Genomic DNA, 18810 nt, shown 5'->3' on the forward strand with positions numbered 1-18810 from the left:
AAAGCGGGCTCATCGGCCCGCTTTGTTATTCCGGCGGCTTATCCCTCGATAAGCCTTACCCCAGCGCACTGCTGTCGCCGTTAAAGAGCGCCGTCATGATGGCCGTCTCGCGACTGGCGATGGTCTCGAGGAACTCTTTGGCACGCCCCATCTGATGACACACCTGATAACCACGCTCGACAAAGGAGAAAAGCTCGCCAAGCCCCGCCAAATGGGCGGGCCCTGACACCAGCTTGAGGGTCGCCCCCAGCAGCGGTTTTCTCGCCAGCCTGTCCAGCGTCATCCCAAGCTCGCTCACCAACGCAATCTGATGTTCCCGGCGCGCCTGTTCACCCACGGCACGATAGGCGATGGTGTAATGGTCCGGCGTGATGGGAGCTATGCCATCAATGCGCCGTAGCGCCACCACCATCAGGTAGTCCAGCTCTTCGGAGAGAGCGTCGAGCTCGATCGCCTGCGCCAGCACCTTGAGGCCGGACTCCGGCAACAGCCGTTCGGCGGTCGGCATCACTCGCATCACATCTGCATCGCGGCGGGCGCAATCCCCCGGGCCATAGAGGTCGGTCAGGAAGAACTCGGCGGCAGGGCCGTAGCGGTCACTCTCCAGCAGATCACGATGGGTTCGCCCCAACCGGTCGGCCTGCCACTGGCGTAGCCGATCCCGATCCTGCTGATCTTCCGGGTGGGCACGCATCTGCTCGCGCAAGGCTGCAACCCGCTTGAGCTGGCGGTAGAGCCGACCCAGGGTGCTATCGTCGTCGTGGGCATGTTCTTGATGCGTCATCTACAGCTCTCTGGCATTGGGCCCATTGATGGGAATTCGGTGATACGAAGATACAAGTGAATGAAAAACAAGCAGCTTTTGCTGACCGTTCCGTGACAAGTGTAGCGCGCACGGGGGAGGGAATAAATGCCATGCCCCGTTGATGGCCTGCATCCCTCTCGACTCTGTTAAGTGAGTCCCATTTATGTGAACCATCCTTTCATTTGTTGTGAACATGTGTTTAATATCAATAACTAACTTATGACCCAGAGTAACGACCATGTTCTTCAACTCGCTCGCTGGCAGCAGCGCACTCTCTACCATCCAGATCAGCCGTCAGCATCCGCTGGGACTGGCCGCCGCCCGGATCGCGGCCGAAGCCATCGCTGCGGACATGAGCGAGAGCTATCAACTCGATTGCGAATGGGCGGATGAAGAGGAGACCGAGCTACACTTTCGCGGCTCAGGGGTACATGGCACTCTCACCCTGGACGAAGATACCCTGGAACTGGAAGTGCATCTTGGTTTGATGCTGTTGCCAGTACGCAGCGTGCTGGAGCAAGAGATCCTCGATTATGTCGACAATCGCTTACCTTGCCCCAAACGTGTTTGAAACTCTTCGTTGCACTGGTTTTAAATAAACCAGCTGTAAACGATGGCTGTTTGAAATAAGTTGGCAAGCCATATGGTTTGTCAGATTTATTATCCAGCGAGGTCTCGATTCTATTTTTTAAGTAATCTTTCATCTTTATTTCATATTTCGAGCCGGCACTCATTAAAGTCATTCTGATTGCATCAAGCCTTCATCCGGATATGAGGGAAGGAGCAATTTGCCGCCTCGGTAAATTCATTTTGTAGGGAAACAACCATGCCACTGAGTGAATTTATCTCCTGCGTCGATACCGCCTGGTTACGCATGGACAGACCCAACAACCTGATGCAGATCATCGGTGTCCTGATGTTTGAAGGAGAGCTTGATGAAGCGCGTCTGCGGGCCGGATTGCGCCATACCATTTCGGTGCAACCCCGCTTTCACCAGCGGGCCGTGCTGGAGGGGGGCTCCTACTACTGGCGTCATGATCCCGATTTCGATCTCGATCAGCACCTCAAGCGAGTGATCCTGCCGGGTGAAGCAGGCAAGCTGGAGCTGGAGAAGCTGGTGGCCGATCTCGCCTCGACGCCGCTCAACCACCAGCGCCCCCTGTGGGATATGCACCTGACCGACACGTCGCTGGGTGGGCAAGCGTTGGTGGTGCGCATTCACCACGCCATGGGCGACGGCTTCTCGCTGGTGCGGGCCATGCTGACCATGATGGATAACACCCAGGAAGGGGCGCCGCGACCACCGTCACCGGAGCCACTGGATGACAGCGATGACGAGGATGAGGAGGATTGCCACCAGGGCAGCCGTCTGGTGCGGGCTGGTCTCAAACTGACCGGTAGCCTCTGGTCCAAATATGTCGAAGTGGTCACCCATCCCACCAAGGCGGTGGATTACCTCAAGACCGGGCGGGATGTGGCGAGCGAGCTGTGCAATATCGCCACCCTCGGTGATGATTCACCCTGCCGCCTGCGTGGCAAGACCACCAGCACCAAGCGGGTGGCCTGGTCGGAGCAAATTGATCTACCGGATATCAAGGCAGTGGGCAAGGTTCTGGGCTGCTCGGTCAACGATCTGCTGATCGCCGCCACCGCAGGGGCGTTTCGCCACTACCTGCAGGAGAAGGGGGATGATGCCAACAAGGTCAAGATCCGCGCCCTGGTGCCAGTCAATATGCGTGCGCCGGACGATGAGGGTGCGCTTGGCAACCGCTTCGGGCTGGTGGCCCTGGACTTGCCACTGGATGTTGAACTCCCGTTGCAACGGCTCTATACCGTGCGTGACCGGATGCAGGCGCTGCGCACCTCGCTACAACCCGTGGTGGTGCTCAACCTGTTACATGCCCTTGGCATGGCACCCAATGCGGTGCAGCAGCAGGCCGTCGAGCTGCTCACGGCCAAGGCCAGCGCGGTGATCACCAATGTGCCCGGCCCGCAGCAGACCCTCTATCTGGCTGGAGCAAAATTGCGTCAGCCGCTGTTCTGGGTGCCGCAATCGGGGGATATCGGCGTCGGCGTCTCCATCCTCTCTTACGATCACAAGGTGCAGCTTGGCCTTATCACCGACAAGAAGCTGGTTCCGGATCCGGATCGGGTGGTCGAGCGGTTTGCAGTGGAATTCGAGCAACTGCTGTTGCTGGTGCTGATGGAGCCGGAGCTGTTGTTTGACCCCAACGGGCTGGATGCGCTGCTCGGTTGAGCGTGCACTTAAGCGACCGGTGACGGCGTAGCCAACCGGTCAGCATCCATCATAAAAGAGGCCAACCCGCGGGTTGGCCTCTTGTTTTACTACCTCTTAGTGGCAGGAGTGGCGGTTAATCCTCCAGCTCCTCGCGCGCCGCCTCCACATCGAGGCGCTCCATGGCATCCATGGGTTCGCACTCGGCCGCTTCGGCATAGAGGGCTTCGGCCGCTTTCAGGCGGCTCTTGCCGTGCAGCATCACCTGAGCGTTGGCGTACTCCATGCGGGCGATAGCCGATTCGGGGATCAGCGCCAGCGCCTCCTTGAAGTGACGCTCGGACTCCTCCTTCTTGGCGCCATAGGTGAGGTCGCCGATCATGGCCCCCAACTTGTCGACGATCTCCGCGTGCCAGGCGCCAAAGGCAATATGGGCCTCGGCGTGATCTGGCGCCAGCTCCAGCGCCTTCTCAAGGCTTGCCTTGATCTTGTCGCCAATTCCTTGCGAGAGGGCCTTGGAGATGGAGATCACCTGGCTGTAACGGCCAAGGGCCAGAGCGTGGAAGTACCAGGCGTTGGCATTGTCAGGCTGGCGTTTTTGCAGCTTCTCGGCATGGCTGGCCGCCCGCTCGAAGGCAGCACGCTTGGCATACTTGTCCTCCAGCAGGTAGCTGGCGTGGATCACCAGCGCCTTGTTCGCCACATTGAGACCTGCCTCACCGGCCGCTTCGCCAAGGGCGACGGCCTGGGCAAAATCCCCTGCGTGGTAGGCCCGCCAGGCATCCTGTACCTGCTCATCTTCCGGCCATGGCTCGGCATCCCCCTGATGGAGACGTTCCCAGTTATCGGCCAGCTTCTGGCCAGCATAGTCATAGGCCGCATCCGCGTAGGGGAAGGGGACAAATTCGAGTTGTGAAGTGGTCATGCTTGTTCTCCCTGTAGCATGTGAATCAAACCTTGTCGGTGTAGTGGTGGGCGAGGGCGCCCAAATGAGCGCGAGCATCGGCCCGCAAATAGGGTGCGACCAGCTGCATCACCTGAAAGACGCCGAGGGCAATATCGGCGTCCGCCTTGGGGTGCAGTGCCCGCTGATAAGAGATCCAGAATGTGCCCACCAGCGCCACATTGGCCGCCAGCGTGCGCATCTGTTGCGCCGTGCCCTCCATCAGCCCGACCGTTTGCAGATGGTTGCAAATGGCGATGGCAGTCTGCTCCTTGCGGCGCAGCAGGGCGGAAAAGCGGTGCTCTACCTGATGATAACCACTCATCAGGGTCGCGATATCGTAGTAGAGGAAACGGTACTGCCAGATGGCTTCAAACATCAGGTGGAGAAAGAGCCAGATATCTTCTGGCTCATCGGACGGGGTGCTGACCGCCCCCAGCAGGCGATCCATCTGCTGTTCAAATTCGCAGAACAGGGCGTTGACGATCTCCTCCTTGTTGTGGAAGTGGTAGTACAGATTGCCCTGGCTGATCTCCATCTCGGCCGCAATGGCCGAGGTGGTGACGCTGGGTTCCCCTTGTCGATTGAAGCAGGCGAGGGCAGTGGTCAGGATCCGCTCCCGGGTACGACGTTTGGGTTTGCGATCCATGCTACTCCTTTGGTGATGAACGGCGCACGCCGTGGCGATAGCGTTTGGCAAGCCAGTGCTGCAACTGCTCCAGCGACTTGTCGAGGGCGGCAACCGAGCCAATGCCGGGGGCCAGCAGGGTGCGATCTTCATCGGCCAGCGCAGCCAGATTGAGCTCGAGGCCATGCTTGGCCAGCACTGGCGCCAGCTCGTCACGACGCTGCCAGAGATCGCGGCGGGTATGCTGGTAAGCGTGCTCGCAGAGACGGCGGCGATCCCGGTAACTGAACACATTGGTGAAGAACATCTCGCCATCGGCAGAAGAGGGCTCAAACAGCAGGGCATCGGCGTCGGGATATTGGTGTCTGTAGCGATCCATCCCCACATGCATGCGGGAGTGGATGATGGCGCGAAAAGTCTGGGCCAGCACCACCGGCAGACCGCTGTCCACCAGATTGGTCGGCGCACCGGCGGCCATGTCCGCATCATAGGGCACCAGCGGATTGATGCAGAACACCAGATCCGCCCCCTCTTCCAGCGCTACCGAAGCGTGCAGAGTCTTGATCAGCGCCCCGTCCACATAGTAACGACCGTTGATCAAGGAGGGCGGAAAGAGACCGGGCAGGGCGGCTGACGCCTGTACCGCCGCCGAGATGGGCACATCATCGAGCCCCGGCCCGCCAAAGGCGACCGGATGGCCGGTATCCAGCTCGGTCGCCACCACGAACAGACGGCGGTTTAGCTGGCGAAAATCGTTGCTGCGGCCGGGACGAGAGAAAAACTGGGTCAGGGTGCGATCCACCCCGCGGTTGTCGAACAGTCCGGTCGGAATGGCCTTGGAGAGCCCCTGCAGCGATTCAAACAGGCTGCGCTTCCAGGGCGCCGCCAGATAGTAGGTCAGGCTCTGCCACGCCAGTGGCGGGATCGAGGTCAGGCGGTCGGCATATTCACGAAAGGCGGGGCGCAGCAAGGTGGCCGGGTCAAACATCTCCCCCGAATCATCACTGAGCAGGATCCGCACCAGCTTCGCCGGCGAAATGCCGTTGGCCAGCGCCGATGCCACCACGGCCCCCGAACTGACGCCAACATAGATATCGGCATGATCAAGGCGCAAGCCGTTGATGCTGTCAGAGAGGGCTGCGCAGGCACCGATCTCGTAGATGCCGCCGAGCGGCCCGCCGCCAGCAAGGGCAATTGCGATGGTACTCATAGCGTCGCCTCTCTATCCATGACATTCACCATGACAAGACCGGCCCAGCGCAGGGCATGGGCCGGTATCAATCACCTTCCGTCACCGCGAGGGATCAGGGCAGGACGCTCTCTGCTTTGGCTTTCACCTCTTTCACCGCATCTTCAGCGGCGGAGAGGAGATCGGCGGCCTGCTCAACCACGGCCTCTTTAGCCTTGGCTACCGGTGCCTTCTTTACCGGAGGCTTGCGGGCCGCGGGCTTTTTGGCGGCAGCCGGTTTGGCTTCAGCGGCAGGGGCCTCCTCTTCCTGTGCATCCAGCAGTTGCTGGACCACATCGGTCAGCTCAGCCATGCGCTTGGAGAGCTTGTCGATATCCTTGCGGGTCGGAATGCCGAGGCTGGCCACAGCGCGGGCCACGCGATCTTCAAACACCTGCTCCAGACGACCCCAGGTATTGGCGGTCTTGTCGGTCACAGCGGCAATCTTCTCATCTGCGCTCTGACGGGTTTTGGCCTGCAATGCTTCCCCTTCCTGCACCAGCGCTTCAAAGATCTTGCCACCCTCTTCCTGTGCCTTGGCATAGGCACCCAGACCCGCCAACCAGATCTGCTGGGTCGACTCCTTGATGGTGGAGGTGAGTTGGTTGTCGGTCACTGACCCTGCCAGCGCTTTCAATTTCTTAGCCATGATCTTCTCCTTGAATAACGACAGATAAATGTAATGGCGACAACGAAACTGCAATCGGGTTGTGGCATTACTGATTTTTCAACTTCAGTCTAGGGACAAAAAATAGAGGGTTCTACCTAATAACGGAACTGGCACACCACCGAAATTAGGGTTTGCTCACGAACCGACAATCAAATTGCGGATTCCCATATGAATCGTGATATATCTAACAACCTAGTAACACCCTAATCAGTAGCAGGATTCTCTTTATGAACTATTTCATTACTGGCGGTAGTGGTTTTATCGGGCGTCGATTGATCAAAAAGTTATTCCAACAGCATCCCGACTGTATCGTCTATTTTCTGATGCGCGCCTCTCATCAGGAAAAATTGCCAGAGCTGTTCTCATTCTGGAATGTGGATGAATCGCGCGCAGTCCCGGTTTTTGGGGACATGACGCAACCGCTGCTGGGGGTATCGGTCGAGATGCAGGAGCCGTTGATCGGCAAGATCGACCACTTCTTCCATCTGGCTGCCATCTATGATCTCAACGCCAAGGCCGGGATCCAGCAGCAGGTCAACACCGAAGGGACCCGTCAGGCTGTGCAACTTGCCGAGCGGCTAGGGGCAGGGCAGTTCCACCACTGCAGCTCCATCGCTGCAGCGGGCCTGTTCGACGGTCTGTTTCGCGAGGACATGTTCGATGAGGCCGAACACCTCGACATGCCTTACTTCCAGACCAAGCACGAAGCAGAAGGGATTGTGCGCAATGAGTGCACAGTTCCGTGGCGCGTCTACCGTCCTGGCATCGTCGTCGGTGACTCCAACACCGGCGAGATGGACAAGATCGACGGCCCTTACTACTTCTTCAAGACCATCCAGAAGCTGCGCCGTCTGCTGCCGCCCTGGATGCCAGCCATCGGGGTGGAAGGGGGCCGTATCAATATCGTGCCGGTCAACTTTGTGGTCGATGCCATGGTGCATATCGCCCATCAAGAGGGCGAGGAGAACAAAACCTTCCACCTGACCGACCCCAACCCGATGCGGGTTGGCGACATGCTGAGCACCTTCTCCCGCGCCGCCCATGCGCCGGAGCCTGCGATCCGCATCAACGCCTCTCTCTTTAATTTCATTCCCCGCCACCTGACCGCCATGCTGATGACCATGGCGCCAGTGCGCCGCATCCGCGATGCCGCCATCGCCGATCTGGGTCTGCCCAAGGATGTGTTCCGCCTTATCAGCTATCCCACCCGTTTCGACAGTCGCGAAACCCAGCGGGTACTGAAAGGGACAGGCATCGAAGTGCCGCCGCTGAACAGCTACGCCTGGCGGTTGTGGGATTACTGGGAGCGTCACCTCGACCCGGAGCTCTTCATCGATCGCTCCCTGCGTGGTCGGGTAGAAGGCAAGGTGGTGCTGGTGACCGGGGCCACCTCCGGCATTGGCCGAGCAACCGCGCGCAAGCTGGCGGGAGCGGGGGCCAACGTCGTTACCATCGCTCGCGACGAGCAGAAAATTGCCGAGACTAAAGCCGAGTTTGCCGAGCTGGGGCTGACCATCGAGATCTATCAGGGGGATCTCTCCAATCTGGCGCAGGCCGAGGAGATCACCGCTCGCATCGTGGCCGATCACGGTGGCGTCGATATTCTGGTCAACAATGCCGGCCGCTCCATCCGCCGCTCCATCGAGGACTCCTTCGATCGCTTCCACGATCTGGAGCGCACCATGCAGCTCAACTACTTTGGCGCGCTCAAGGTGATCATGGGGGTGCTGCCCACCATGATTGAGAAGAAAAAAGGGCACATCATCAACATCTCCTCCATCGGGGTGTTGACCAATGCGCCGCGCTTCTCCGCCTATGTTGCCTCCAAGTCGGCCCTCGATGCCTGGGTGCGGACTGCCGCCTCCGAGTTTGCCGACAAGGGGGTGAGCTTCTCCATCATCAATATGCCGCTGGTGAAAACGCCGATGGTCGCACCGACCAAGGTCTATGAGCAGGTACCGATGATGACGCCAGAAGAGGCGGCCGATCTGGTATGCGATACCATCATCAACAAGCACGTTCGTCTGGCTACTCGCCTCGGGGTATTTGGTCAGGTGGTTCACGCTCTGGCTCCGCGTGTCGCCCAGGTGATCATGAACACCAGCTTCCGCACCTTTGCCGATCCCAAGGATGGCGACAAGTCCAAGGCGACCGCCGATCAGGTTGCCGTCTCGACCCTGATCAAGGGGATACACTTCTAACCGGGTGATGGGATAAAGAGATCAACAGGGGCCTGAGCAATCAGGCCCCTGTTTTATTTGGAATAACAGTTGAAGGACGAATAAGGAGGGTCAGACTCGGGACAACAGATCAAGCAGCAGATCAGTCGTGCGACGGGAGTAGAGCAGAGAGAGATGGCCAATGGCAGGCAACTCGATATCTTCCATTCCCACCAATCGTTGCCGCTCTTGCGGCATCACCACATTGTCGTGACTGGTGCGCACCGAGATGCCGGGCACGCAAAGCGGCACAGAGGCAAAACGCTGCAACCAGCCGGAACCGGGCTCCATCTCACGGGCATTGGCCCCAAGCCCAAGGGCGGCCAGCTGACTGCCCTGATGAGGCGTAGCCAGCGTGATCAGGCGCGCGACCTTGTCACCACCATGAATAGCCAGATAGTCGCGGCAGACCAGCCCCCCCATGCTGTGACTGACCAACACCAGCTTGTCAGCCCCGGTCTGCGCCAGCACATCGTCAATCCGGGTGGCCAGCAGCGGCACCATCTCATCGATATGACCAAATGGTGGCATCAGGGTAATGGTGGCGACCACATGGCCTGAGGCTTCCAATCGGGCGCGCTGGGTGCGCCAGATCCCGCGACTGCAACCGTAACCATGCACCAACAATACGGGGCGCTGGCATGGACGCAGCCGATCGGGTGCCATCAGCAAAGGCTCGAACGGTAGCAACAAGGTGAAGGTATAGAGGTAGGCCAGCATCTCCTGCGCCATCATCTTCACCCTGCGCCAAGGGCCGATAGCCGGGGAGGGGTAGAAGCGGGTAAACAGCCAGCTGCCGAGCACCACCAGACAACGCAACCCAAGCAGGGCAAACACCACAAACAGCAGGGTCAGCAACCAGGGGAGTCCCACGACCAAATGGGCGATACTCCCGAGGAGCAGCGCCTCTACCATCAGCAGAATAAACAGGTGTCGTACGATCGTCATAAGGCCATGATCCGACCAGTCTGGCGTGGAAGTCAAATGACACTTTGAGACAGCTTGATCCAGCGCGGCTTTTGTCGCTAAACCCCAGCGAACTCTTTTCCGGTGAGGTTATTTGCAATACTGTATATCCATACATATACTCTATCCATCATCACCAAGAGGAGGCCATCATGGCTGTCGAGATCAAATATGTGGTTGTTCGTGGGGGAGTGGAAAAAATGACCTTTGCCAGCAAAAAAGAGGCCGATGCCTATGACAAGCTGCTGGATACGGCCGATGAGTTGATGACCCTGTTGGCTGGCGCCCCGATCGAGCTGGCACCAGAGCAGCAAGAGAGTCTGGCATTCTACCTGGCAGAACAGCGCGATGTGCTGCAAACCCTGCTGCGCGGCGGCAAGGTTCAGGCAGGCACGAAAGAGGAAGAGGCCCCAGCAGCCAAGCGCAAGGATAAGCCACTCAAACAGGTGGCCTGATTGCACAGACCTGCTATTTCTCGGGATAAACAGCTCGCCGCATTCATTTTATTTGCATTTAAAACCATATTTACGGCTATTTACCCCGAGAATTTTCTAACAAAGGTGCATATCCAATGCATAACTGAATAGCGTGCACCACTGAGCGACACCAGCCAGGTCTATGAGGAAATAATGAGCAAACAGTGGAGAGAACGTTATCCAGATCGCTCCCGGTTACCTTAATCAGCAACAACAAGAGGCAGTACCAATCCCAATTGAAGCCGCATTCATCTATCACGAGCCCTTTTCTAGCAACTCGGCTCACAGGCTCATATCGACTCATCTCATCATCAACAAGCAACACCATGACTCAACAACCATTATCCTTGCCGCCAGCCATGCCGCTGTTTGACAGCCTTATCTATCTGGAAGCTGGTAATCCGCAGGTCAATCAGTACCTTGCCAACCTCAGCCTCAATGATGTGCCCGATGCCGGGCTGGTTTACGAACTGGCGGTTGATTGGCTGCTGGAGCAGCGCAACAGCGAAAACAACTACAAAACCTATCGCAGCGAACTGACCACTTTTTTACACTGGTGCTTTCGCGAGGCAGCCATCAGCCCGAAAGATCTCACTCGCCGCATCATGATCCGCTATCTCGACTACTGTCAGTCCCCCCCTGAAGAGTTGATCGCCTATCGCAACGTGGCGCAGTTTGTCCTCGACAAAGAGTGGGGAGAGCGGTTGCCCAACCCGCAATGGCGACCGTTTCTCGGCAAGCGGGAGCTGGGCCGCACCTTGCCCTATCGCCTAAGCGAGCAGGCGATGAAGACCAAGCTCGCCATCTTGTCCGCCTTCTTCCAGTTCCTGATCCAGGAGGAGTACATGGACAGGAATCCAGCTCTGCTACTGCAGCGAGTCAAACGGCCGCAACAGCTGGAGGCCAATGATCAGGTGCAGGTCTTCAGCGAGTTGCAGTGGTCATACGTGATGCAGGCCGCCGATACCCTTGCCAACGACCATCCGGAGCAGCACGAGCGCAGCCGTTTTCTCATCATTCTGATGTATGCCTGCTATCTGCGGATCTCTGAGGTGGCGGCCCGGCCGGGCTTTACCCCTGTGATGGGGCAGTTCAGACGGGATCGCAAAACCGGCGTCTGGGGCTACTTTATTCCGCAAAGCAAAGGGGGCAAACGGCGTACCGTAGCGGTATCCCAAGCGCTGTTGGCGGCACTCGAACGCTACCGCCGTTTCCTCGGTCTCTCTCCCTTGCCAACACCGGATGAACAGACGCCACTGTTCGTTCGCCATAAAGCGGCAGCCCACGGTCGCGAGCAAGGGGAACTCAACGCCAACCTTGGAATTCGCCAGCTACGGGATTTGATCATGGTGATCATCGGTAAAGGGGCAGAATTGGCAGAGCAGGATGGATTTGTCCAGGATGCGGCCGAAATGCGGCAACTATCTCCCCATGCGATCCGCCACACCGGGATCACCCATGACATCAACCTGCATGGGAGACCGCTTTCCCACGTACAAGCCGATGCAGGACATGACAGCATCGACACCACTTCGAAATACCTGCACACCAGCAACAGCGAACGACATGAGAGCGCGCAACAAAAACCGCTAGACAGATTGAGCCAACAAACGAGAGATAATCGTTCAAAGGGCGGGTGAGCATCGTGACCTAAAAAAGTGATTCATTAAGGTCTCATTCAAGCTGGTGCCGTTATTTTGTACTTCTCTGGATGGCAACCGGTTCAGGGAACAGCAGGGCTGTTAAGAACGAGCAGGTAGCCATCCGCGGGATCAATATTTATTCCGTATCAGAGAGAAAAATAACCAAATCGCTTGCTCAAACATCGAGACAACCCCCTATGCCGATAGACATTATCAAGAAGACCTACAAGATTGTCGGACAAGGCGATCTGATGGCGCAATTTACCCTTATCCCCTCAGGCACGTTGAATATCTGGTTTCCCGAAACAGGATTGCAGATGGAGACACCCTGTAGCCAACTTCGTTTTGAAAATGACACCCTGCTCTATACCAACGGCATGCACTACAGCCAGGCGAGAGCATTCTGGTCGTTAACACTTCACTCTGTCGATATGAATGAACTGAAGAGGTTAATCATGGATATGTGCAGCAATGTCCACATATCCCATCCGCGAACGCCCATACCCAAACGCAAACATTGGCTAATAGCCTGATCAGCCGGAATGAAAGAACAAAACCCGTCTCGCAAAAGGCGGGTCTTTTTCATTCTCTCTGTGGAGTGCATTGAGGTCTAAAAAGGTGATTTGATGACTTATACGAATGGTCATCGTCGTGGGCTACCGAAAACTCTCAGGAGCCAGACGCCACCTAACGTAAATATATGAATGGTTACGTTAAATTCACCATTATAAAATTCACGGAAACCAAGAGGGAAGGGAGCGCTTATTGCATCAAGGGCATTGATGATCCGGCACTGTTGTAAGTGTGAACTATTCAATACGGGAAATTTGCATTTTTAGCATTTTGAGTAAGGGCAGGGGATCTGTCCACCCATTAAGGCGACTACTTTAACCAGGTCAAGACAGCCTCTAATAGTGGACTCTTGTCTCAAGATGGGACATTTGTGGTTTCAGAATATCGACTAAGGGGAGGGGACATGGTCCCAAGACATGTTCGGGTACAGCTAAATGAGCAGTTGGTGAACTAGCCAATTCTATTGCCAACGCTATGGCACCAAGCACGATGCATTGCCTGCTTTAGGTGAGGTTCTTCTGCATTTGGCTGCAAGGTATCAAGATGGTTCTTCATCATGGATCGCATTGACCGGAGTTGTGTCGCCGTAGTGGTTAAATTCACTCAATGTTATCTCTCACAGAGATGCCGATAAATGGGGTTATCGGCATAATTTGTAAAGACTCTGTTATTTTTGACCTTCAACATGTCTCACCCAGAAATGACCGAGATCATCAGCGTCCTGCAAACCGGCAGCGCCTGGCCTGTGGATGTGGTGCGGCGCATCAGCCCAGGGGAAATGTCCGACGAGCTCCATGCTGCACGCCGCGAGGTCGCGCCAATCGATCATGCCTGAGCCATCCAACCCGGTGAGCAATGTTTAGGGCTGGCCTATAGCACTAGCGTTCACCGACAGGCCACGGGCGCGGGCCTCCCGCAGGCAGCGCTGCCAAAAGTACCTGCCACTGGGCGAATCCCATTTAACCTGGTAACGACTGGATAGCCAACAAATCGCCTCCAGCGGCAGATGGGCAAAATCCTGTTGATGGGTGTACCAAAAGGCCCGCCAGTCGTGGATAACCGCCACACGGTTGACCAACTGCCAGCGGCAGATCCACAACGGGGTGTCCTTATGAATCAACACCAACGCACCGGCCAACGGGAACACGTCGAACCACAGCAACTGGTGGTCATCGGGCACACTGATATCTAGCTGCCGAAACCGATGGCGCCGCAGTGGTGTCAACAGATCGACACCGGCGGTTAATGCATCCAGCAAGAGTCGATCCTGTGGGCGACGGCTGTGTTTCATCGGAAATAACTCCAAAACGTAGAAACCCATCACTGCGCATAATGCATATTATGTTAAATACAGTATCTTGTTTCCTGTCACCGCTTATTGAACTGTGTATAATGGCAACAATTGATCCTATCTTCGACCGGATGTCTTAAGTGGCTGAATTAACATCAGAACAATTAAAACCCGCTTTTGCGATTGAACAGTTCCCCAGGCTTTGTGAGCTTGAGCCCATCCCCTTTGCCGCTCTGCAACCCAGAGCAATCTCCGGTATCAAACGTCTGGCCAGTTTTGATGGTGATTGCCCGGTTATGCTGCTCAACGGTTTCCCCGGTGCCGATTATGAAGATGTGTGCCGCACTCTGATTGCCGACTCCAATGGTAAGGATGGCGATCTGTTCGACCTCTGCTATACCGAGAATCTCAACAACCCGTTCAAACCTATCTGGCTGCGACTGCAACCCGGTACTGGCGTTGAGTTTTGCGAAATGGTTGGCGAGCTACTCAAGTTGCTTAGCCACCATCTCGATGCCGAGCGAATCGTAACCCGCATCATGCGCAAGCAAAACAACGATCCAAAGATCGATGACTTTCTCTCGGATCTGGCGGCCCATGTGGCATTGGGACTGGAGTTTCAGCATCCGGTGCTGATCAACCTGCTTATTCATCACGAAGAGCAGGAAGCACCGGTAATTTACGGTCGTGATCTCAACTGGGATACCCTGTTTGGTTCCATCAACTATCAGACAGAACAGGGTTCTGTCTACGCGAATCAGCACTTGCTGGAACCAGGTTTGCTACGTCAGGCCAATGGTGGCTACCTTATTCTTCAACTGGATGAGCTGCTCGACCAGCCTCATCTTTGGTTTAAGCTCAAAAATGCCATGCAAAAAGGCGAGCTGGACTGGAACGCCTATCAGGAAGGCAAGACACTAACCCCCTTCTTTGCACCTGAAGCGACCCCCATCAAGCTCAAGCTGATCCTGGTGGGTGACCGACTCGACGTGGCTGAGTTCCAGATGCTGGATCGCGATATGTCCGAGCGCATCTTCCTGCGCGCGGATCTGGTTTCAGAGGTGAATATTGAAGAGGATCTGCAGGAATTTCTGCAGTACCTGGCCTGGCTGCGCCAGCGCTGGAACCTGCTGGACTTCACGCCAGCCGCCCTCGCCGCCCTTTGTCGTCATGCCAGCCGCCTCTGTGACCATCAGGAGTGGTTGTCGCTCTCCGAAGTGCAACTCTCCGCCATCATGCGGATGGCTGACAGTCTGGCCCGGGAGCTGGAATCTGATGTGGTCACCGACGAGCATATTCGCGGCGCACTGGAAGAGCAGGATTACCGCCTCAACTATCTGGTTGAGCAGTCCGATCAGGGGGTTATCGACGGCCAGATCCTGCTGCAAACCGATGGCGAAGAGATTGGCCAGATCAACGGCCTGTCTGTCATTCAGGTCTCCGGTCACCCTTATGACTTCGGCGAGCCGGTGCGCCTCACTGCTACCGTACACCTTGGTGATGGCGATGTGGCGGATATCGAGCGCAAAGCTGAGCTGGCCGGTCATATCCACGCCAAGGCGATGATGATTATCCACGGCTATCTCTCCAACAAATTTGGCGCAGAGAACCCCTCCCCCCTGTCGGCCAATCTGGTGTTTGAGCAGTCTTACCACGAAATTGATGGCGACAGTGCCTCACTGACCGGCTTGTGTGCCCTGCTCTCTGCCCTCGCCCGCCAGCCTATCTATCAGCACTTTGCCGTGACCGGCGCGGTCGATCAGTTTGGCAATGTGCAGGCCGTTGGTGGTGTAAACGAGAAGATTGAAGGCTTCTTCCGGGTATGCAAGATCCACGGACTTACCGGCAAACAAGGGATTATTCTGCCAGGCACCAATGTGCAGCAGTTAAACCTTTCTGATGAAGTGATCGCAGCGGTCGAAGCAGGCCAGTTCCACATCCATCCGGTGGACCATGTTGAAGAGGCCATCGAGCTACTGACCGGTTGTGTGGCCGGTGAGCCTGATATGCCTGACACCTTGTTTGGCCGTATTCAGGAGCGTCTGGATGAACTGAACGGCACCACAGCAAAAGCCGGGCTACTACGCTCGCTGCTGGAGCGCTGGTTGGGCCGTTAATGAAGTGATCGGAGTTGTTTAGCTAACAACTGTACGCTAGATTGACGCAGCTTTATTCATTTGAAGGAAACTCAGTGTGACCGTAGACAATCCAACCATGGAAGCCCGCCTTTCCCTGTGCGAACAGGGCAAGAACTCTTTTACCCGTGAGGAGCTGCTGGCTTGCAGCCGTGGCGAACTGTTTGGTGAGGGTAACAGTCAGCTGCCCGCCCCCAACATGTTGATGATGGATCGCATCGTCAAGATTAACGACCACGGCGGCGAGCACGGCAAGGGAGAGATCCTCGCAGAGCTCGACATTACCCCTGATCTCTGGTTCTTCGATTGTCACTTCCCCGGCGATCCCGTGATGCCTGGCTGTCTCGGTCTGGACGCCATGTGGCAGCTGGTTGGCTTCTTCCTAGGCTGGAAAGGCGGTCCTGGCAAGGGTCGTGCTCTGGGCGTGGGTGAAGTGAAATTCACCGGCCAGATCCTGCCGACCGCCAAGAAAGTGACCTACAAGATCACCTTCAAGCGGGTCATCAACCGCAAGCTGGTGATGGGAATTGCTGATGGTGTGGTCGAAGTCGACGGCCGTCCGATCTACAGCGCCACCGACCTGAAAGTGGGCCTCTTCAAAGATACCACCGCATTCTGATCTCTCTGATTGGTGGTAAAACAGCATTAACGCAAAGGGGCCACAACGGCCCCTTTCCTTTTGTAATGAGTGATGAAGTACCTGCTACTTCATGAAGAGGCCTGAGCCCCGCCCTTCCATGGCGTCACGCCAACCACCCAGCCAATGCCCACGGGCATCCAGGCATTGATACGGACACGCTTCTTTCTGTTTGCCGACCACGCCAGCCTGATAACCACGAGCACGAGCTCTTTCCAGACGGTCCCGCTTCTGTCTCTTCATCATCTACGACCCTCTTCGTGGAACAAAAAAAGCGACCAAATTCTCATCGGTCGCTTTCATCTTTACTCCTGCGAGCGCACTCGGTCAAACAAAAACTTCCACCCTAACCGGGCTATGTGACACAAGGCACTGAACTGGATTAAGTTTTAATTACAGGGAACTTACTCCTGATTTTTGAGTCCTTCCAGCTCTTCCCAACGAGCAAATGCCTCCTCCAGCGCCGTCTCGGCTGCACTCAATTCGGCCAGTTTGGGCTGGGTCTGCTCGCTTGGCAGGGAGAAGAAACCGGGCTGGTTGATCTCGCTTTGCAGCGCATCGAGTTCGGCTTCCAGCTGCTCAAGACGCGCCGGCAGACCATCCAGTTCAAGCTGTAGCTTGTAGGAGAGTTTTTTGCCTTTCTTCGGCGCTTCGCTCACTGTGGCTACCGGCTCGGGAGCCTTCACAGGCGTGCTCTTGGCCTGTTGCTGAGCACGCTGCTGCTCGCGGGTCGCAATCATGTCGGCATAGCCGCCCACGTAGTCGCTGATGCGGCCATCCCCCTCAAACAGCCAGCAACCGGTTACCGTATTGTCGATGAAGCGACGATCGTGACTGACCAGCAGCAGAGTGCCTGGATAGTCCGCCAGCAGCTCTTCCAGCAGCTCCAGAGTCTCGACGTCGAGGTCGTTGGTCGGTTCGTCGAGGATCAGCAGGTTGCTGGGTTTAAGGAACAGCTTGGCCAGCAGCAAACGGTTTTTCTCACCGCCAGAAAGCGCCTTGACCGGCGTTCTGGCCCTCTTGGGTTCAAACAGGAAGTCCTGCAGATAGCCGAGGATATGGCGGGAGCGACCGCGCACCATCACTTCCTGCTTGCCCTCCCCGACGTTGTCCACCACCGTCTGCTCGGGATCGAGCTGTTCGCGGTACTGATCGAAGTAGGCCACTTCCAGATTGGTACCCTGACGCACCGAACCACGAGTGGCATCTAGCTGACCCAGCAGCAGCTTGATCAGGGTCGACTTGCCGCAACCGTTGGGGCCGACCAGCGCAATCTTGTCCCCACGCAGCACCTGCAGATCCAGCCCCTCGAACAGGGTGCGATCACCAAAGTCGAGTCCCAACCCTTCAGCTTCAAATACCAGCTTGCCGGAGCGGCTCGCCTCGTCGAGTTGCAGCTTGGCTTTGCCCTGCAGTTCGCGACGCTGGGTACGCTCCATGCGCATCGCCTTGAGGGCGCGCACTCGCCCCTCGTTACGGGTACGGCGCGCCTTGATCCCCTGGCGTACCCACAACTCCTCCTGCGCCAGCTTGCGATCGAACTCAGCATTTTTCAGCTCTTCGACCCGCAGCCACTCCTCTTTGCCCTGCTGGTACTCGTCATAGTTGCCGGGCCAGGAGGTGATCACGCCGCGATCCAGATCGATGATCCGGGTCGCCAGCTTGTGGATGAACTCACGGTCGTGGGAGATGAAAACGATGGCGCCACGGAAATCCTTGAGGAACTCTTCCAGCCAGTTGATGGCCTCGATATCCAGGTGGTTGGTCGGCTCATCGAGCAGCAGCAGATCGGGATCGCATGCCAGTGCACGGGCCAGCGCTACCTTGCGCAGCCAGCCACCGGAGAGACTGTCGAGGGTCACGTCAGGATCAAGACCAAGCAGGGTCAGCACCTGATTGATGCGGGTCTCGTACTGCCAGCCATTCTGATAATCGAGCTGCTCCTGCAGCTGGCTCATCTTGCGAATGTTGGCATCGGACGGGTCACTCGCCAGCGCCATGGAGACGTGGTGATACTGCTTGAGCAGCTCACCGACTCCGGCCAGCCCTTCGGCGGCGTAATCAAACACGGTGAGCTCGCTCGAGGTGGGCGGATCCTGCTCAAGACGAGTCACTTTCAAGTCCTGCTGCAACACCAGACGGCCATCATCGAGGGGCAATTCACCGGCAATTACCTTCATCAGGGTGGACTTGCCCGCCCCGTTGCGGCCCACCAGACAGAGGCGCTCGCCTCGCTCTATGGTCAGCTCGGCCTTGTCGAGCAACGGAAAATCACTGAACGACAGACACGCGCCGTGCAATGTTAAAAGAGCCATGTTCGTTCCTTATCTCATATGAAAAAACGGGCAACAGACTGGGTC

At 56.8% G+C, this 18810-nt stretch carries 18 protein-coding genes; 9 read left to right on the forward strand and 9 right to left on the reverse strand.

Going from position 1 to position 18810, the window contains the following annotated elements; translation table 11 throughout:
• Window positions 1–55: 55 nt before the first annotated feature.
• Window positions 56–784 carry an FFLEELY motif protein gene (locus G5315_RS00650; protein ID WP_421332097.1) on the reverse strand — a complete coding sequence of 243 codons (729 nt, stop codon included), beginning with the start codon at window positions 782–784 and terminating at the stop codon, window positions 56–58.
• Window positions 785–1043: 259 nt separating this feature from the next.
• Between G5315_RS00650 and G5315_RS00655 the strand changes: the two genes are divergently transcribed.
• Both G5315_RS00655 and G5315_RS00660 read left to right on the forward strand, forming a co-directional pair.
• Window positions 1044–1376: a polyhydroxyalkanoic acid system family protein gene (locus G5315_RS00655; RefSeq protein ID WP_139441359.1), complete on the forward strand. Its 333-nt coding sequence runs from the start codon at window positions 1044–1046 to the stop codon at window positions 1374–1376.
• Window positions 1377–1631: 255 nt separating this feature from the next.
• Window positions 1632–3062 (forward strand): wax ester/triacylglycerol synthase family O-acyltransferase, encoded by a 1431-nt coding sequence (locus G5315_RS00660; RefSeq protein WP_421332098.1) that lies wholly within the window; start codon window positions 1632–1634, stop codon window positions 3060–3062.
• Between the two features lie 115 nt (window positions 3063–3177).
• Here the strand turns inward: G5315_RS00660 and G5315_RS00665 are convergent, their stop codons facing one another.
• From G5315_RS00665 to G5315_RS00680, 4 genes are all read right to left on the reverse strand, one after another.
• The gene (locus G5315_RS00665; RefSeq protein ID WP_421332100.1) at window positions 3178–3966 is read right to left on the reverse strand and encodes a hypothetical protein; all 789 of its coding nucleotides are present in this window, start codon (window positions 3964–3966) and stop codon (window positions 3178–3180) included.
• Window positions 3967–3991: 25 nt separating this feature from the next.
• Window positions 3992–4633: a TetR/AcrR family transcriptional regulator gene (locus G5315_RS00670; protein WP_421332101.1), complete on the reverse strand. Its 642-nt coding sequence runs from the start codon at window positions 4631–4633 to the stop codon at window positions 3992–3994.
• Window position 4634: 1 nt separating this feature from the next.
• Window positions 4635–5822: a patatin-like phospholipase family protein gene (locus G5315_RS00675; RefSeq protein WP_421332102.1), complete on the reverse strand. Its 1188-nt coding sequence runs from the start codon at window positions 5820–5822 to the stop codon at window positions 4635–4637.
• Between the two features lie 94 nt (window positions 5823–5916).
• Window positions 5917–6489 (reverse strand): phasin family protein, encoded by a 573-nt coding sequence (locus G5315_RS00680; RefSeq protein WP_005333118.1) that lies wholly within the window; start codon window positions 6487–6489, stop codon window positions 5917–5919.
• Window positions 6490–6737: 248 nt separating this feature from the next.
• Here G5315_RS00680 and G5315_RS00685 point away from each other — a divergent pair, with 248 nt between their 5' ends.
• On the forward strand, window positions 6738–8711 hold the full coding sequence (locus G5315_RS00685; RefSeq protein WP_421332104.1) for an SDR family oxidoreductase: 1974 nt from the start codon (window positions 6738–6740) through the stop codon (window positions 8709–8711).
• A 90-nt stretch (window positions 8712–8801) separates the two neighbouring features.
• On the opposite strand, the gene G5315_RS00690 is transcribed toward G5315_RS00685, so the two are convergent.
• Entirely contained in the window at window positions 8802–9677 is an 876-nt protein-coding gene (locus G5315_RS00690) for an esterase/lipase family protein (RefSeq protein WP_376901029.1), read from the reverse strand.
• Window positions 9678–9847: 170 nt separating this feature from the next.
• Between G5315_RS00690 and G5315_RS00695 the strand changes: the two genes are divergently transcribed.
• The 4 genes from G5315_RS00695 to G5315_RS00710 all read left to right on the forward strand — a co-directional run bounded on the left by G5315_RS00695 (window position 9848) and on the right by G5315_RS00710 (window position 13222).
• Window positions 9848–10150 (forward strand): YebG family protein, encoded by a 303-nt coding sequence (locus G5315_RS00695; protein WP_216953581.1) that lies wholly within the window; start codon window positions 9848–9850, stop codon window positions 10148–10150.
• A gap of 380 nt (window positions 10151–10530) precedes the next feature.
• Entirely contained in the window at window positions 10531–11811 is a 1281-nt protein-coding gene (locus G5315_RS00700; RefSeq protein WP_421332376.1) for a tyrosine-type recombinase/integrase, read from the forward strand.
• A 71-nt stretch (window positions 11812–11882) separates the two neighbouring features.
• Window positions 11883–12347: a hypothetical protein gene (locus G5315_RS00705; RefSeq protein WP_421332105.1), complete on the forward strand. Its 465-nt coding sequence runs from the start codon at window positions 11883–11885 to the stop codon at window positions 12345–12347.
• A 725-nt stretch (window positions 12348–13072) separates the two neighbouring features.
• The gene (locus G5315_RS00710) at window positions 13073–13222 is read left to right on the forward strand and encodes a hypothetical protein (protein ID WP_216953579.1); all 150 of its coding nucleotides are present in this window, start codon (window positions 13073–13075) and stop codon (window positions 13220–13222) included.
• 24 nt (window positions 13223–13246) lie between these two features.
• On the opposite strand, the gene G5315_RS00715 is transcribed toward G5315_RS00710, so the two are convergent.
• A complete protein-coding gene (locus G5315_RS00715; RefSeq protein WP_216953578.1) occupies window positions 13247–13678 on the reverse strand; it encodes a hypothetical protein in 432 nt (143 codons plus the stop codon).
• A gap of 140 nt (window positions 13679–13818) precedes the next feature.
• Between G5315_RS00715 and G5315_RS00720 the strand changes: the two genes are divergently transcribed.
• Together G5315_RS00720 and fabA are read left to right on the forward strand one after the other, a co-directional pair.
• A complete protein-coding gene (locus G5315_RS00720; RefSeq protein ID WP_421204908.1) occupies window positions 13819–15795 on the forward strand; it encodes a Lon protease family protein in 1977 nt (658 codons plus the stop codon).
• A gap of 97 nt (window positions 15796–15892) precedes the next feature.
• Complete coding sequence (gene fabA / locus G5315_RS00725) at window positions 15893–16432, forward strand: 3-hydroxyacyl-[acyl-carrier-protein] dehydratase FabA (RefSeq protein WP_216954370.1); 540 nt, start codon at window positions 15893–15895, stop codon at window positions 16430–16432.
• Between the two features lie 84 nt (window positions 16433–16516).
• Here the strand turns inward: fabA and rmf are convergent, their stop codons facing one another.
• Together rmf and G5315_RS00735 are read right to left on the reverse strand one after the other, a co-directional pair.
• A complete protein-coding gene (gene rmf / locus G5315_RS00730) occupies window positions 16517–16696 on the reverse strand; it encodes a ribosome modulation factor (RefSeq protein WP_005315693.1) in 180 nt (59 codons plus the stop codon).
• A gap of 158 nt (window positions 16697–16854) precedes the next feature.
• The gene (locus tag G5315_RS00735) at window positions 16855–18765 is read right to left on the reverse strand and encodes an ABC transporter ATP-binding protein (protein WP_421332106.1); all 1911 of its coding nucleotides are present in this window, start codon (window positions 18763–18765) and stop codon (window positions 16855–16857) included.
• Window positions 18766–18810: the final 45 nt, after the last annotated feature.

The sequence above is a fragment of the Aeromonas sp. 603607 genome, from assembly GCF_049171595.1.
GTDB classification, from domain to species: Bacteria; Pseudomonadota; Gammaproteobacteria; order Enterobacterales; family Aeromonadaceae; genus Aeromonas; species Aeromonas veronii.